The 16,183-nt window shown below is 61.1% G+C and carries 12 protein-coding genes and 1 pseudogene; 9 read left to right on the plus strand and 4 right to left on the minus strand.

Annotation, left to right across the window (positions count from 1 at the left end; all coding sequences use genetic code 11):
• Positions 1 to 39: 39 nt before the first annotated feature.
• The 4 genes from C3E99_RS00150 (at position 40) to C3E99_RS00165 (ending at position 5,042) form a co-directional block, all read left to right on the plus strand.
• Positions 40 to 2,916: a type ISP restriction/modification enzyme gene (locus tag C3E99_RS00150; RefSeq protein WP_104959267.1), complete on the plus strand. Its 2,877-nt coding sequence runs from the start codon at positions 40 to 42 to the stop codon at positions 2,914 to 2,916.
• Positions 2,917 to 2,950: 34 nt separating this feature from the next.
• The gene (locus C3E99_RS00155; RefSeq protein ID WP_104959268.1) at positions 2,951 to 3,139 is read left to right on the plus strand and encodes an H-NS family nucleoid-associated regulatory protein; all 189 of its coding nucleotides are present in this window, start codon (positions 2,951 to 2,953) and stop codon (positions 3,137 to 3,139) included.
• Between the two features lie 161 nt (positions 3,140 to 3,300).
• On the plus strand, positions 3,301 to 3,867 hold the full coding sequence (locus C3E99_RS00160) for a recombinase family protein (RefSeq protein WP_104959269.1): 567 nt from the start codon (positions 3,301 to 3,303) through the stop codon (positions 3,865 to 3,867).
• Positions 3,868 to 3,894: 27 nt separating this feature from the next.
• Positions 3,895 to 5,042, plus strand: a protein-coding gene (locus tag C3E99_RS00165; RefSeq protein ID WP_104959270.1) for an IS3 family transposase whose coding sequence is annotated in 2 segments (ribosomal slippage) — positions 3,895 to 4,153 and positions 4,153 to 5,042 — 1,149 coding nt in all. Because the reading frame shifts where the segments join, the coding sequence is not laid out codon by codon here.
• Between the two features lie 21 nt (positions 5,043 to 5,063).
• Here the strand turns inward: C3E99_RS00165 and C3E99_RS19565 are convergent.
• A complete protein-coding gene (locus tag C3E99_RS19565) occupies positions 5,064 to 5,999 on the minus strand; it encodes a hypothetical protein (RefSeq protein ID WP_158682033.1) in 936 nt (311 codons plus the stop codon).
• 1,183 nt (positions 6,000 to 7,182) lie between these two features.
• Between C3E99_RS19565 and C3E99_RS00175 the strand changes: the two are divergent.
• The 3 genes and pseudogenes from C3E99_RS00175 to C3E99_RS00185 form a co-directional block, all read left to right on the plus strand.
• Positions 7,183 to 8,064 (plus strand): annotated as a pseudogene (locus tag C3E99_RS00175) (YifB family Mg chelatase-like AAA ATPase); the annotation flags it as partial.
• 140 nt (positions 8,065 to 8,204) lie between these two features.
• Positions 8,205 to 8,678 (plus strand): GFA family protein, encoded by a 474-nt coding sequence (locus tag C3E99_RS00180; protein WP_158682034.1) that lies wholly within the window; start codon positions 8,205 to 8,207, stop codon positions 8,676 to 8,678.
• A 21-nt stretch (positions 8,679 to 8,699) separates the two neighbouring features.
• Positions 8,700 to 9,071 carry an STAS/SEC14 domain-containing protein gene (locus C3E99_RS00185; RefSeq protein ID WP_076073584.1) on the plus strand — a complete coding sequence of 124 codons (372 nt, stop codon included), beginning with the start codon at positions 8,700 to 8,702 and terminating at the stop codon, positions 9,069 to 9,071.
• A 12-nt stretch (positions 9,072 to 9,083) separates the two neighbouring features.
• On the opposite strand, the gene C3E99_RS00190 is transcribed toward C3E99_RS00185, so the two are convergent.
• Complete coding sequence (locus tag C3E99_RS00190; RefSeq protein WP_067180702.1) at positions 9,084 to 9,482, minus strand: bactofilin family protein; 399 nt, start codon at positions 9,480 to 9,482, stop codon at positions 9,084 to 9,086.
• A gap of 1 nt (position 9,483) precedes the next feature.
• Complete coding sequence (locus tag C3E99_RS00195) at positions 9,484 to 10,707, minus strand: M23 family metallopeptidase (protein WP_104959273.1); 1,224 nt, start codon at positions 10,705 to 10,707, stop codon at positions 9,484 to 9,486.
• A gap of 509 nt (positions 10,708 to 11,216) precedes the next feature.
• On the opposite strand from C3E99_RS00195, the gene C3E99_RS00205 reads away from it, so the two are divergent.
• Positions 11,217 to 12,614 (plus strand): methyltransferase family protein, encoded by a 1,398-nt coding sequence (locus C3E99_RS00205; protein ID WP_076073587.1) that lies wholly within the window; start codon positions 11,217 to 11,219, stop codon positions 12,612 to 12,614.
• 128 nt (positions 12,615 to 12,742) lie between these two features.
• On the opposite strand, the gene C3E99_RS00210 is transcribed toward C3E99_RS00205, so the two are convergent.
• Positions 12,743 to 14,116 (minus strand): glutamate--cysteine ligase, encoded by a 1,374-nt coding sequence (locus C3E99_RS00210; RefSeq protein WP_104959275.1) that lies wholly within the window; start codon positions 14,114 to 14,116, stop codon positions 12,743 to 12,745.
• Positions 14,117 to 14,234: 118 nt separating this feature from the next.
• On the opposite strand from C3E99_RS00210, the gene C3E99_RS00215 reads away from it, so the two are divergent.
• Positions 14,235 to 16,181, plus strand: a complete 1,947-nt coding sequence (locus C3E99_RS00215) for a CshA/CshB family fibrillar adhesin-related protein (protein ID WP_234002543.1) — start codon at positions 14,235 to 14,237, stop codon at positions 16,179 to 16,181.
• Positions 16,182 to 16,183: the final 2 nt, after the last annotated feature.

Consider the following 16,183-nt stretch of genomic DNA (forward strand, 5'->3'; position numbering starts at 1 on the left):
GTATCGCAACATTAACTTGTTGCGATTAAGGCCTATCGTATGACCATTCACACAGCAATCACAGTTCCAGCAGACGTAAAGCCAGCATATATTTACGCGCGCTTTTCCACGATGGAGCAAGCGAAAGGGCATTCGCTAGAACGGCAAATTTCGTTGGCCACGGCGTTCGTGGAGCAAAACGGCTGGCGGTTGGACGAAACGTTTAGCGACGAAGGCAAGTCTGCGTTTCACGGCGCAAATCGAGAAGATGGTTCTTCGCTTTTTGATTTTGAAAAGCGAGCGCGTGAGGGAGAATTTAAGCAAGGCGCGGTTTTGGTCATCGAGAACATTGATAGGCTATCACGACAAGGCGCGAAAGCTGCTGCACGCTTGATATGGATGCTCAACGAAAACGGCGTTGACGTTGCAACATTTCAGGACGGACACGTTTATAAATCTGGCGATGAAGCAGATTTAATGGACCTGTTTTCGATAATCGTGAAAGCGCAGTTAGCTTACGAAGAAAGTCTGAAAAAGTCCAAACGAATTACCGCAGTTTGGAGTGCAAAGCATCGCGCTGTGATAAACGGCGAAAGCACTCCAATTTCACGAAAAACACCTGAATGGATTTGCATTAAGGAAGGAAAATATGCGCTTGTTGAGCGTCGTGTAGAAATCCTGAACGAAATTTACGACGACTACATAGGCGGATTGGGCGAGCATTATATCACAAAAAAACTCAACGATAGAAAGGAGGAAAATTGGGGGCGAGGAAATGGGTGGCACAGAAGCTATATTCACAAGTGCTTGGTAAATCGCAGGGTGCTTGGTGAATATATTATTCATCCGCGACACGACATCGAACGTCGCGGCGACGTTTTGCATTCAAGCTTCTATCCACAAGCGATAACGGCAGAAAAGTTCAACAAGGCGCAGCTAGTTCGCGCATCACGACAACGGACAGGCGGTGCGACACAAAACGCAGCGAGCAATCTGTTCTCAGGAATTGCCAAGTGCGACGAGTGCGGCGGCACAATGGCATATCTGGCAAAGGGAAAAGACAAACGTAGGCCTAACAGCATTGCGACATCTTACAACAGCGCACGACGCACGCGACAGAAGGCCTTGGACATTCGCGTGGTGCTTGGCAATCCACCATATAATGTGAGCGACACGGGCGCAGACTATCCCCATTTCAACAAGCGCATCGCAGACACATATGCAAAGGAAACAACTGCGACGAACAAGAACTCGCTATACGATAGCTATGTAAGGGCTATTCGTTGGGCGAGCGACAGGATTGGTGATAGTGGCGTAATTGGTTTTGTCACGAATGGCGGTTGGCTTGATGGCAATGCGATGAACGGTCTGCGCAAATGTCTGCGTGACGAGTTCAGCAGCATCTACGTGTTCAATCTTCGTGGTAATCAGCGCACAAGCGGCGAGCTTTCCAAACGCGAAGGCGGTAAGATTTTTGGGCAGGGTAGTAGGGCACCAGTGGCTATCTCGTTCCTGGTCAAAAATCCAAGTGCAGCAGCTACAGGGCAAATTTTATATCACGACATTGGCGACTATCTTACACGCGAGCAAAAGCTGCAAAAGGTAGCTGCATTTAAGTCTGTCTCTGGAATGTGCGATGCTGGGAAATGGTCAACCATTGTGCCTGATGAGCACAATGACTGGATCACGCAACGAGATAGCACGTTTGAAAAATATATCGTTGTTGGCGAACGCGGAACAGACAGCAGAAGCACTCTGTTTTCCACTTTTACAACAGGTGTGAAAACAAAGCGTGATGCTTGGTCATACAATTCCAGCGCTTCTAAGATTGTAGAAAATATCTCGCGCTCTGTGAAGTTCTACAACGGATGCTTGGAGCGTTTTATCGCATCAGGTGGCGACAGTTTTGAGGATTTTGCACCTGATGAGGATGCAAGCATCAGTTGGAGTAGAGGATTAAAAAATTCGTTCGAGAAAAAGCGGCCTGTTGAGCTTAAGGAAAACGCAATCAGGCGTTCCGTGTATAGGCCATTTTTCAACCAGCATTTATATTTCGATAGAACATTTAGTGATGAATTGAGCGCCACAGGAAAGATCTTTCCTGTGCAGAATGCCGCGATAGCGCTGACTGGCGTAGGCGCGCGTAGCTTTTCAGCGCTAATGGTTGACATCGTCCCGTGCTTGGATTGTGTGGAGAAAGGGCAGTTTTTTCCACTCAAAGTTCTTGAGCGCACAGATAGCTCTAATGTCGATCTTTTTTCAGGCGATGGCGCGGCCACAGAATTCACGCAGAGAGACGGCATAACAGATTACGGTTTGCAGCATTTCCAAGCTGCATATCCCAACGCGACAATCACGAAGGATGACATTTTCTATTATGTCTATGGGTTGCTGCACAGCGAGGAATATCGTGAGCGCTTTGCGGACAATCTGAGCAAGCAGCTACCACGCATTCCTGCGGTTAAGCAGGAAGCGGATTTCTGGGCATTTGTGGAGGCTGGCCGCAAGCTTGGCGATCTACACGTGAACTACGAAAACGTTGAGCCATACGCTGTGACCTACAAGGAAGGCGATCTGCGCTTAGCAAATGTTGCTGACCCAGTGGCTTTCTACCGCGTTGAGCAGATGAAGTTTGCGGGCAAGCGGCCAAATCTGGACAAAACGACGGTCATCTACAATTCCAACATCACGATGACGAACATTCCGTTGGAAGCTTACGATTACGTGGTGAACGGCAAGAGCGCGCTGGATTGGGTGATGGAGCGGCAGTGCGTGAAAAAGGACAAGGCGAGCGGCATCGTGAACGACGCGAACGATTACGCGAACGAGACGATGCACAATCCTGCTTATCCATTGGAATTGTTTCAACGGGTCATCACGGTAAGCCTGGAGACGATGAAAATCGTTCGTTCGCTGCCAAAGCTTGAAATTGATTGACGGATTAACGGGCGCAAACAGGAAGGAGCATAATATGGCAACCCTTGCGGAACTGCTTAAGCAGAAGGAAGATTTGGATAAGCAGATTGCGGCTGCACAGACGGCAGAGCGTGCAGGTGTGATCAAGGATATCGTAGCGAAGTGCAAAGAGCACGGCATTAAATTTGCTGATCTCAAACCACATATGACAAGACCACGCAAAAAGAAGGGCGAAGCTGCATAACGGCAAGAAGGCGTTGGCGCTGGGAACGACGGACAGCGCGCATTTGGGTAAACGCTAACGTGACGGGGAAAAACCGTGCAACGAATGTCACATTTAGGTCGATTTCCAGTTTTTGCGACAGCAGACAGTTTGGGTTTTAGAGGCTAATGTGACGAGGGAATATGATCGTTGGTTATGCACGTGTCAGCACAACAGGCCAAAGCTTGGATGTGCAGTTGGGCGAACTTGCTGCACAGGGATGCGAACGCATCTTTGAGGACAAGGCAACAGGCACGAATTGCGAACGCGCTGGGCTGATAGAGATGATGGGCTTCGTGCGCGAAGGCGATACCATTATCGTTAGCAGGCTTGATCGTTTTGCACGGTCGCTGAGCGATCTATTCCAGTTGCTAGACCAGCTTGCGGCCAAAGGCGTTGCGTTTCAGTGCATCCATCAAAACATAGACACGAGCAGTAGCACGGGAAAGCTGACGCTGGCGATCTTGGGCGCTGTGGCGGAATTTGAAAATGACCTGCGGCGCGAGCGACAGCGCGAAGGCATTGCGAAAGCAAAGTCCAATGGCGTTTACAAGGGACGCAGAGCAGCGGTGAGCGCGGAGCGTGTGAAAGATTTGATGGCGAGCGGAACGACGATCAGCGAGATCGCACGACAGCTTGGTTGTCATCGTCAAACGGTTTATCGCTTGAAGGATTCTGGCCTGCTGCCGGTTTGGTGGACACCGAGATAGGGTGTTTCCACCTATCGGAGGTCCACAATGCAAAGAAGGAAGTTCAGCCGCGAGTTCAAGCTTGAGGCGGTGAGGATGATCCGCGAACGCGGGGTGACGATCGCCCAGGCATCGCGCGATCTGGATGTGCATGCGAACGTGCTGCGTAAATGGGTTCGGGAGCTTGCCGCCGATCCGGGTCATGCCTTTCCCGGTCACGGTCAGATGAAGCCGGAGCAGATGGAGATCGATCGCCTGCGGCGCGAGCTGGCCAAGCTGAAGGCGGAGCGCGACATCCTAAAAAAAGCCGCCGCCTACTTCGCGAGGGACTCGATATGAAGTTCCAGTTCATCGCGAAGCACCGAGGGATCTGGCCGGTGGCATGGATGTGCGGGGCGCTCGGTGTCTCGCGAAGCGGCTTCCATGCCTGGCTGATCCGCCCGCCGTCGCAGCGTGCCCGCGACGACGAGGTGATCGGTGCGAAGGTCCGCGCCAGCCATGTAGGAAGCTATCGCACCTATGGTGCGCGCCGTGTCTGGCACGACCTGCTGGCCGACGGGATATCCTGCGGCCTGCACCGGATCGAACGGCTCATGCGGGCACAGGGTCTGCGAGCCAGGCCGCGGCGACGCGGGCTTCCCAAGGATCATGGCGATCGCTCGGTCATCGCCGGCAACGTGCTCGATCGCCAGTTCACGGCCGACAGGCCGAACCAGAAGTGGGTGGCCGACTTCACCTATATCTGGACAGCCGAGGGATGGCTCTATGTCGCCGCGGTGATCGACCTGTTCTCGCGCCGGGTGGTCGGATGGTCGATGAGCGTCAACATGACGGCACAGCTCGTCACCGACGCGCTGATCATGGCGATCTGGCGGCGCGGCAAGCCCGACGCGCTGCTGCATCACTCGGATCAGGGAAGCCAATATACCAGCGAGCAGTTCCAGCGGCTCATGGCCGATAATGGGGTCACCTGCTCGATGAGCCGGTCCGGCAATGTATGGGATAATGCCGCCATGGAGAGCTTCTTCTCCTCGCTCAAGACCGAGCGGATCGGGAAGAAGGTCTACCGCACGAGGGCGCAGGCGAAGGCCGACGTGTTCGATTATATCGAATGCTTCTACAACCCGACCCGGCGTCACTCGACCCTGGGTTACCTCAGTCCTATCGACTTCGAACGCGAAGCTGGGGTAGCCTGAATGAACCTATCTCGGTGTCCATCAAACCGGCAGCAGGCCATTCTTTGCAGCGCTGCTAACGGACAGCAGGTCATTAAACGCTGAACCAAGGGTAGCTTTGATGTTTGGCTGATTGCCTTTTGGCGTTTGCTCTTGATGGTCAAATGGGCGAGGATCAAAGTCAGCGGAAACGAGCATAGCGAGATACAGGCTATCGTCTGACTTCTGATGCACGGTGAGCACGATTACTCCACCAAGAGTTGGCGCTTTTAATCCCTTGGGATCGTTTTCGTGGTACAGAAGGCCATAGCGAAGCGACATATCTTGCGGCTTGAGCTGCTTCCTGATGTTTTCCACGTTTGCGAGAAGAGCAGCATTGTTAGTTAGGTCTGTTGCTCTATCCAATTTTACTTTCGCGGCGAACCAGTCACTTTCAAAGACGACACGCTCTTTTTCGCTGCTATCGCCATAATCCAAATTTCCACTTAGCGCGGATCCTTTCTGCCAAAGGCTGAGCGTGGTAGTGCCTTGACGAGATAGTGCTTGTGGCACGATGGTCTGCACGACTGGCGATTGAACGTGGCTTGGCTGAATTGCTGGCGCTGGCGAACTGGTGGCGATTACAAGACCAGCGCGGTTCGCAGCTTCAATGGCGACGGCTTCAAGCGTGCCATAGTGTGAAACCAGCGCGGCCCAATTTGCATCTACAGCACTTGGTTTTATCTTGCTGCGCCAATATTCCAAAGCGTTGCGTGTTAGCACGATTGGGGGCTGGTTGACGGGCAAGGTCATTTGCAGATGCATATTGATGTTGGTGATAAAGTGGATTTGCTGCTTAGGCGTCAGCGAGCGTTTTGAAACGAGAATATCGAAGAATTGCTGCATAACGTTCGCGGTCATCTTGCCACGCTTGGTTTGCTGGTTCTGTTGATGAATGACCTTGCTTGCGAGTGAAAGCCACGGTGTTGCTTTTGTCATATGGTGTGTCCTGTTTGTTGTTCTTTTTATCGTTTTCCGCTGGTTGCTGTCAGCGCGCTTGCTCAATTGCGTTGCTGGGGATCAATGTGACGGGGCAACATAGAAACCGTGGTCAGCAACGATGGGTTGAACAAAACCCCGTCACGATTTATTTAGTCACTGTCGATTTGAATTCTGTGTCGTGCGTGGCAGCTTGGCCTTTGGATGCGATGATCGTGAAGCTTGCACGTGAGGCATCCACAACGGGTTAACAAACAAGCAGAAAACCAGCAGCAAACCCGGTTTTTACCCGCAAGGAACCCGTTTCCTACCAGCAGCGAACCAGTCAGTTACCCGTAGAACTGCTCTTGAAAACGTTGGAAATGCGTGGTTTTCGACGCCTATAATATAGAATAATATAGATAGAATATATAATAATAGTCGCGCAATTGCGCTCCATTTATTTCCGATTTTTTGTTAATTAGCAAGCGGCGCTTGCGCGACTTGCGGAGAGTTATAAGTTAATTACCTATTTTCATTAAATTTATCATCACTCCTTAATGAAGTTAAATTACTCGCATTAACGAGCTTCGCTTAAAACTTCGCTCGTTAATTTGCTCGCCACCTGGAAATCATTAGAGCATTAGCTTCGCTTGCATTAACGGAGAGCGGGCGGTGTGGCGCTGCTGGCAACGAAATTTACTATGTAGATAATTTTTGGTAGGGCGCTTGGTTGCACGTAAGATTGCGGCGGCACGTAGGGGTGTGGCAGCAGATTGGGTTAGCAGGTGCGTGGAATTTGAAGGGCGGCGGCTTAGGTGGCTTTGCGAGCGCGTTCCAATTTTTTGCGTTGCTTCTGGTGGTCTTTGACGCTTTGAAGGGCTTGCTTGGCAACGTCCACTTGACGTTTTTTGGCTGCGACGAGAGATTGCTCAGGTGTTAGCGGCTTGCGCGGCAACTTAGGCTTGCGTGGCTTGTGGGTTTGGAATTCATAAAAGCGCATATCGTATTTAGCATTGGGCAGGCTGGAACGATGGCTATAGCGTTGGGCTATGAGGCGAGCGCTGTTTTGGATTGAAGTTTGTGTTGTGGGCGGACTTACGCTGCTTGGCTTTGTTCAGCTTATCGTTTCGATTGGTCGCTGGCTTTGGCAATTGCGCTGAAATCGCAGAAATCTACGGGTTTCAAGCGCTATACAACCCTTTACAACAGGCTGATGGTCGGGCCGCCGGGGGCGGGCAAGTCGCTGATGGCCGCTTGCCTGCCCGGCATCCTGCCCGAACTGACCCCCGCAGAAGCGCTGGAGGTGTCGATGATCGCCTCGGTCGCGGGCGGGCTGGAAGGTGGGCGGCTGGTCCGCGCGCGGCCGTTCCGCAGCCCGCATCATTCGGCGTCGATGCCGGCGCTGATCGGCGGCGGGCTGCGCGTGCGGCCGGGCGAGGTCAGCCTCGCGCATCTGGGGGTGCTGTTCCTCGACGAGCTGCCCGAATTCCAGCGCGGGGTGCTCGACAGCCTGCGCCAGCCGCTGGAGACGGGCGAGGTCAGCGTCGCGCGCGCCAATGCGCATGTCACCTTCCCGGCGCGGGTGCAGCTGATCGCCGCGATGAATCCGTGCCGCTGCGGCCATTTGGGTGATCCGGCGCTCGCGTGCAGCCGCGCGCCGCGCTGCGCCGCTGACTATCAGGCGAAGCTGTCGGGGCCGCTGCTCGACCGTATCGACCTGCATGTCGAAGTGCGTGCGGTGAGCGCCGCCGACCTCGTCCTGCCGCCGCCCGCCGAGGGCAGCGCCGAGGTCGCGGCGCGCGTCGCGGCGGCGCGTGCGGTCCAGACGGCGCGCTACGCCGGGCACAAGGCGCGCACCAATGCCGAGATCGACGGCGAGCTGCTCGAAGCCGTCGCCACCCCCGACGAGCCGGGGCGCCATCTGCTCGCGCAGGCGGCCGAGGCGATGCGGTTGTCGGCGCGCGGCTATACGCGGATGCTGCGCGTGGCGCGGACGATCGCTGACCTTGCCGGGGCGGAGACGATCGGCCGCATCCATATCGCCGAGGCGCTGAGCTATCGCCGGCAGGCGCCGCGGAACTGAGGGCGGGTTCCGCGCTTTCCGGCAAGCCTCTGGGCCCCAGCGACCGCCGGGAAGCAGACAGGAGCAGACCCCGCTTTATGCGATTGCGGTCGGCCCCGATCCGCCTATCTTCGCCGGATCGGATGCGGGAGGAGGGTTCCATGTCCAAGCCAATCACCGGATCGTGCTTGTGCGGGGCGGTGGCGTTCGCGATCGAGGGAAAGATCGGCCCGGCCGGGCAGTGCCATTGCTCGAAATGCCGCAAGGTGTCGGGGACCGACGGCAATGCCGTCTTCTACACTGCGGTGGGTAGTTTCCGCTGGCTGCGCGGCGAGGCCGAGGTCGCCCGCTTCGTGGTGCCGGAAAGCGACGGCTGGACGTCGAGCTTCTGCCCGACATGCGGGAGCCCCGCGCCGCATGCCGACCCCGGCGGCAAAATCTATTTCGTGCCGGCGGGCCTGCTCGACGACGATCCGGGGTTCCGGGGCTATGCGGCGCATATCTTCGTCGAATCGAAGGCGCCGTGGGTGCGGATCACCGACGACGCCCCGCAATATACCGAGGGTTTCGGCTCGCCGCTGGTGCGGGACGGAAAGCCGCGCCCCAATGGAACGGCCGGGCGCAGCGGCGCGTAGGGACGAAGCAGGAGAAAGGCCATGCTCGACATGATCGACAGCGCGGACGATGTGATCGCGCTCAAGGTATCGGACCGGATCAGCGGCAGCGAACTCGATGCGATCATGGACCGCCTCGACGGCGCGATGGCGCGCCATGACAAGGTGCACGTCTTCGTCGAGACGCAGGCGATCGACGGCATCGAGATCGCGGGACTGGGCGCCTATATGAAGCGCGCGCTGCCGCTGTTCGGCAAGCTGGATCGCTTCGGCCGCGTCGCGGTGGTTGCCGATCAGGGCTGGATCCGCGCGGCGACGAAGATCGAGAGCGCGTTGCTGCCGCGCATCAGCTACCGCGTCTTCGAGCCCGGCGCGCGCGACGAAGCGCTGGCGTGGGTCGTCGGCGGCGGGTGAGCGCGCGCGCCGTTACGCGGTGCGGGTCTCGACGATTTCCAGCGGCGGCGGCGCCTTGGCCGCGCCCGGCGCCGCGGCGCCGTGGCGGCGGTGCGACAGCTTGCCGTCGACCCGGCCGCCATTCTCGATCGTGATCGTTTCGTAGGTCACGTCGCCGGTGATCCGCGCGGTCGCGTGGACGATCAGCGTCTTCGCCTCGATCGAGCCGTCAACCAGCCCGGCGATCTTCGCGGTTTCGGCGGCCACGGCGCCCTTGATCTCGCTCGCCTCGCCCTGGACGAGGTTGGCGCATTTCAGGTCGCCCTCGATCTTGCCGTCGACGTGCAGGTCGACGCTGGCCGATACGTTGCCGGTGACGACGACATCCGATCCGAGGATCGAGAAGGTCGTATGGCGCGCGCCGGTCGCCATCCTAGCGGGCGCCCCGGCCGGGGGTGGCGGAAGCGAGGGCGCCGACTCGCTGTCGGGCGTCGTCTTTGACTTCAAGAACATCGGCTTTGGCCTCCAGGAACCGGCGCGGGTTGACCGCGACGCCGTTCAGACGGACTTCGAAATGCAGGTGGCTGCCGGTCGAACGCCCGGTCGAGCCCATCTTGGCGATCTGCTGCCCGGCGGAGACCTGCGCTCCCGCCCGCGTCGTGAAACCCGACAGGTGAGCATAGCGGGTCATGATCCCCTGGCCGTGATCGACCTCGATGACATTGCCATAGCCCGCGCGCTGGCCGACGTACACCACCTTGCCCGGCGCCGCGGCGAGGATCGGGGTGCCGAGCGGACCGGGGAAATCGAGCCCCGAATGCATCGCGCTCGCGCCGGTGAAGGGATCGCTGCGATAGCCGTAGCTCGACGAGAGCATCAGCACATGCGCGGGCTGGCCCGAGGGGATGGCGACGAGCGTGCGTTCGAGCACCTCCATGCGGAACAGCGCGCCTTCGAGCGCCGCGAAACTCTTGCCCAGCGCGCCCGCAGCGCCGATGCGGCCGCGGAAGGGGATGAAGGGACCGCCGCGGCCGGCCGCTGCGTTGCGGACCAGCGACGCGGGGTCGAGCCCCAGCTTCGCCACCGCGCCCTCGGCCTTTGCGGCGCGCGCGCCGACCGCGGCGAGCAGCCGCGCCGAAAAGACCTCCTGCCGCGCCTCGATGCGCGCGAGCGCCTGCGCCTCGGGCGGCAGGCGCGGATCGACCGCGCTCGTCTTGAGGGGATTTGTTTCGGGCGGCTTGTCCGCGGCGGCCCCGGTCTTGTCGTCATCGGCGGCGGCGGGCAGCGCCTCGGCGCCGAAATAGGTCTTTTGCCATTCCTCGAGTTGCGCCTGGCGCTCGTCGAGGTCGGCCGCGATTTCGCCGACACGGTCGCGATACTGGGCGATGCGCGCCTCGGCGGCAGTTGCGGCGGCCTGCTTGCGCGCGACCTCGGCCCGTTCGTCGGCGGAAAGAAGCTGGTTGACAAAAATCGCGACGGTGACCGCCGCCCAGGCGAGCAGTACCGCCGCGGCGATCAGCGCGACGCGCTTCTGCCAGACCGCACTGACCCGCACGAACCGGACATGGCCGTGGGTGCGGATGAAGATTTCATGGTCCTGAAACAGCGCATTCCAGCGCTGGCGCCATGGGCGCAGGCCCGTCGATTGGGAAGACAAGTCACGACCCCGTCTTGTTGTTCTGCTTGGAGCCCTCCGCCCCCGACTGGAACGGCGCCTTACCAGCGACTCCCCGCCAGCGCGAATCCGCACGCCGCGAGTCGGGCTGAATCGAACCGATGGCACGATGAACGGTGGAAAACGGCCAAAATGGTTGCTTTCTGACGCGGCGAGGGCGCGCGACTCGCCCGCATCGTTGACGGCTTGCTTACCATTTCGGGCTAGGGGCAGGACCCATGGATTGCGCGCTCGAGGTTTGAAGCGATTTTGCTCAGGGCGAGGAGGCAAGGCGTAGGAATATGTCGATATTTCCAGACTTGCCGACGAAGCCATGGGCAAAATCGGTCAAATCGCGAAGCGACGCCGAAATGGCTTCGATCTCAGGCCCGCGCGGCCTTGCGGGTAGCGATGCTACCCGCTGCATCCGCCCAAACCCGATATCTTCGCCATTTCGACGCCTCGAACGTGCAATCCATGGGTCCTGACCCTATGGGAAAAGCGTGACCGCCATGTCCGATCTTCCGCTCTCCCCCGCGACCGGCGCTGCGGCCGAAGACGCGCCCGCCGCCGATTCGCGGCCGCGTTCGGCGGTCAGCGCCGGGGTCGGCATCGTCGGTATCGCCGGACTATTCTCCTACCTGCTGATCGCGCGCCACGCGCCGCAGATCGCGGCCGCGTTCGGCATCGACTGGGGTACGCGCGGCCCGATGGACGGCCCCAATTCGGCAATCGCCAGCGTGCTCGCCTGCGGCATCCCGATGGTGCTGTGGTCGCTGTTCGTCGACAAGGTGCATCGCAACCCCTCGACCGGCATCGACTGGTCGCAGCGCCGGCCGTGGCGCGAAACGGTCGACATCAGCCTGACCAAGATCGCCGGCCTGTGGGCGACCTGGGGGCTGATCGCGCTCTTCTATGCGACGATGCGCTATTATTGGGAGGGCAATTATGCCTTCGCGATGGACCTGCTGGAGCGGGTAGCGCCGTGGCTGCTGCTCGTCTCCGTGCCCTATATGCTGTGGCTCGACCGCCGCATGGTCGAACCGCGCGACGGCTGCTACCAGTTCGGCCGCTGGCTGATTGCTCCCGGCCAACCCGTCGACGGCCGCGCGATCGGCCATCATTTCCGCGCCTGGGCGGTGAAGGGCTTCTTCACCGCCTTCATGCTGTCGATCGTGCCGGGCAATTTCGCGGCGCTGGTCACCGTGCCGGTGAGCGAGGCGCTCGCCAATCCCTACATGATCGCGCTGTGGACGATCAATCTGCTCTATCTGGTCGACGTCCATGTCGCGACGGTCGGCTATATCCTGACGCTGAAGCCGCTCGACTCGCACATCCGCACCGCCAACCCTTATGGTATGGCGTGGGTCGCGGCGCTCGTCTGCTACCCACCCTTCATCCTGATGAACGGCGGCCCGCTCGACTATACGGTGAACGGGTCCGACTGGGGCTATTGGCTGGAGGGGCACGAGACGCTGATGATGCTGTGGGGCGTCGTGCTCGTCGCGCTGGTCGCGGTCTATGCCTGGGCGACGATGGCGTTCGGCATCCGCTTCTCGAACCTCACGCATCGCGGCGTCATCACCCACGGTCCCTATGCGCTGACCCGCCACCCCGCCTATGTGTCCAAGAATCTGAGCTGGTGGGTCGGCTCGCTGCCCTTTCTGGTCACTGCCGGAGGCTGGGTCGAAGGCGCGCGCAACATGGTCATCCTCGGGCTGGTCAGCGGGGTCTATTACTGGCGCGCCAAGACAGAGGAAAAGCATCTGCTCGCCGATCCCGCCTATGTCGCCTATTGGAACTGGGCCCAGCGGCACGCGCTGGTGCCGCGCCTGTTCACGCGGCTGACGGGCCGGGCGCGCCCGCTGATCCGGCTGGAGCCCGACCCGCGGGTGGGGCCGGTGGCGTGATCCTTATTCTCCCTTCCGCTTGCGGGGGGAAGGGACTGGCGACGGTGTGATTGCCCACCCCGCTGCGACTAGGGAGCAAGCTCCCAAGTCTCGCTGCCCCTCCCGCAAGCGGGAGGGGAGAATCGTATTCAGAAGCTCAACTCGCCATAAATCCTGGACAGGTCGCGGCCCCATGCGCCTTCGTAGCGGTCGAGCAGGTCGTGCGCGGGCGACTTGCCGCTCTTGGCGATCTGTCGCAGCGGTTCTAGGAAGCCGACCTCGTTGTCGCCCATCGAATTGACCTCGTCGCGCGCTGCCAGCCCCTGCGCCGCGATATCGAGAACGCGGTGCGCGAGGTCGCCGACGGTGCCGCCGCCCGGCGCCGCCGCGTCCAGCCCCTCGCGCGGCACCGCGTCGCGCAGCGCCTGCTGGTCGGCGATGCTCCAGTCCTTGACGAGGTCCCACGCCGCGTCGAGCGCGCCCTGGTCGTAGAGCAGCCCGACCCACAGCGCGGGCAGCGCGCAGATGCGATTCCACGGTCCGCCGTCGGCGCCGCGCATTTCGAGGAAGCTCTTGAGCCGCACCTCGGGAAAGGCGGTCGACAGATGGTCGGCCCAGTCGGAAAGGCGCGGGAGCTCGCCGGGCAGCGCCGGAAGCCGGCCCTTCAGGAAATCGCGGAAGCTCTGTCCCGCCGCGTCGATGTAGCGCCCGTCGCGGAACACGAAATACATCGGCACGTCGAGCATATAGTCGACATAGCGGTCGTAGCCGAAGCCGTCCTCGAACACGAAGGGCAGCATGCCGGTGCGCGCGGGGTCGGTGTCGGTCCAGATGTGGCTGCGATAGGACAGATAGCCGTTGGGCCGGCCGTCGGTGAAGGGCGACGCCGCGAACAGCGCGGTCGCCAGCGGCTGGAGCGCGAGCGAGACGCGGAATTTCTGCACCATGTCGGCCTCGCTCGCATAGTCGAGGTTGGTCTGGATGGTGCAGGTGCGCAGCATCATGTCGAGCCCCATGCCGCCGACGCGCGGCATGTGGTCGAGCATGATCGCATAGCGTCCCTTCGGCATGCGCGGCAGTTCGTCGCGCGTCTTGTCGGGCCACATGCCGAGGCCGAGGAAACCGAGGCCGAGTTCGGCGCCGACCTCCTTCACCTGCTTCAGGTGGCGGCCGGTCTCGGCGCAGGTCTGGTGGAGATTCTCGAGCGGCGCGCCCGACAGTTCGAGCTGCCCCGCCGGTTCGAGACTGATCGCGCGGTCACTGCCCGACAGGGCGATGACGTTCCCCCCTTCCTCGACCGGTTCCCAGCCATAGCGGGTCAGCGCGGTCAGCAGGTCGCGGATGCCGCCCGGCTCGTCATAGGAGGGCGCGCGATGATCGGCGGTGCGATAGACGAATTTCTCGTGCTCGGTGCCGATTCGCCAGCGGTCCTTCGGCTTCTCGCCTTTGATCATGGGCGCCGCGAGCTGGTCGCGGCTCTCGATGATGGGATCGTTTCGATCTGAAACCGTACGCGTGCTCATCGCGCCGCTTTAGGCAGGCGCCGCGGCTTGCACCAGCAAAAAGGACGGGCCCCGCGCAGGGGGTAAAGGAGGGGACAGGTTGACCGCGAATTAACCTTTCGCTGCCACAAGCGCGGGCATGACCAGGGACCAGATTGCGTCGCGGGCCGGTGGGTGGCGGACCGCGAGCCCACCGCCGTGCGCCTCGTCGATGCGAGCGTGCGCGCGCGGCGTCTTCCGCCCGCTGCTGCTGGCCTGTTTCGCGTTGCTGATGGCGTTGCTGCTCGCCGCCGCGCCGGCGTATGCCCAAAGCTGCGCCCCCGCGACGAGCCAGGGGACCGCGCCCGCGGGGTGGGAGACCTATTGCTGGCTCGACCTCAGCCAATATAGCGACGCGACCGCGCGCAGCGCGGCGGGCCAGAATATGAGCTTCACGCTGACCGACGGTTCGGTCCTGCGCTTCAACCTGCGCGTGACGCCGACATCGGGCAGCGCCTTCTCCGCCGTCGCCGCGCCGTCGTGGACCGGCGCCGCGGTCGGCAACTCGGCCTTCCTCGGGATACCGGGCCGCCCGGTGCTCTATTCGACGGCATCGGGAACGCGCACCGTCACGATCGGAGGCATCGCGATCACCCCGCCCGCAGGGGCGGCCGCATCTGCCTATTCCTTCGTCGTCGCCGACGCCGAATCGTCGAACGAGACTGAATCTCTAGTGTTCACGACCAACGGCGGCGCGTGGCAGCTGCTCGACCAGGTGCCGCCGACCAGCGGAACGACCTATCCGGCCCGATCGGGCATCGGCACCTCGACCGTCACCGTCACCGGCACCGCCGGGACGGTCGGCGCCTATATCGTCGGGTCGAACAGCCCGACGACCGTCACCGCCCAGATCACCTCGGGCGGGCTGCAGGGCATCATGCTTGCGGTGCGTTTCGCCTCGGTCCGGCTGTCGAAGCAGATCGCGGGGGTGCGAATCGACGCCAGCGACCAGTTCCTCTTCCGCATCCGCGCGGCGAGCGGCGGCGCGCTGCTGGGGCAGGGGACGACGAGCGGCAGCGGCAACGGCCCGTTCAACGCGATGCCGGTCAGCCTCGCCTCCAGCCTTTCGGTGACGCTGAGCGAGGAGATGGCGGCGGGCAGCGCCAGCGCGCTGTCCGCCTATCGCTCGACGATCAGCTGCACCAACGGCAACAGCGGATCGGCGACGCCGCTGCCCGTCGGGGTGGTCGCGACATCGTTCACCCTGCCGCCGCTGCAATTCGGCGATGCGATCGCCTGCACCTTCACCAACACCCCCTATCCGCACCTGCGCCTCCGCAAGGCGCTGGGCAGCGGAGGGCGGCGCTACAGCGGCGACCAGTTCACCGTCCGCATTCTCGATGGCGCGGTGGCGGTGGCGAACGCGACCACCAGCGGCACCGGCACCACGGTCGGCGGCGGCGACACCGGCATGGTGCGGCTGACCCCCGGCACCGCCTATACGCTCGACGAGATCGCGGCGGGGACCGCTGACCTCGCGCGCTACGATGCGGTGCTTGGCTGCACCAACGCCGCCGCCGGCTCCTCGACCGTGCTGCCGGGTGTGGCGCCGGGGACGATCACGCCGCAGCTCGGCGACGTCGTCACCTGCATCGTCACCAACACGCGCGCGACCGGCGGCGTGCTGGTCATCGCGAAAAGCTCGACGCCGATTTCGGACCCCGTCAACGGCACGACCAATCCCAAGCTGATCCCCGGCGCGATCGTCGAATATGCGATCACCGTGACCAGCATCGGGACCGGAAGCAACAGCAACCGGGCGAATGCGATCGTGCTCGTCGATCCGCTGCCGCCGGGCGTCACCTTCCAGACCGGCTCGGTCAGTTTCAGCAACGGATCGCCGGCGAGCGGCCTGGGATTCAGCGCGTCGAACGTCGGCTATTCGAACCAGCCGGGCGGCGGCGCACCCTATAGCTACACGCCGACGGGGACCTACGACCCGGCGGTGCGGGGGCTGCGGATCGCGCCCTCGGGCAATATGAGCCACGCGACCAGCGCGACGAGCCGCCCCAGCTTCACCATCCGCTTTCGCGCCCGCATCGACTGATC

Source organism: Sphingopyxis sp. MG (assembly GCF_002953155.1).
Taxonomy (GTDB): Bacteria; Pseudomonadota; Alphaproteobacteria; order Sphingomonadales; family Sphingomonadaceae; genus Sphingopyxis; species Sphingopyxis granuli.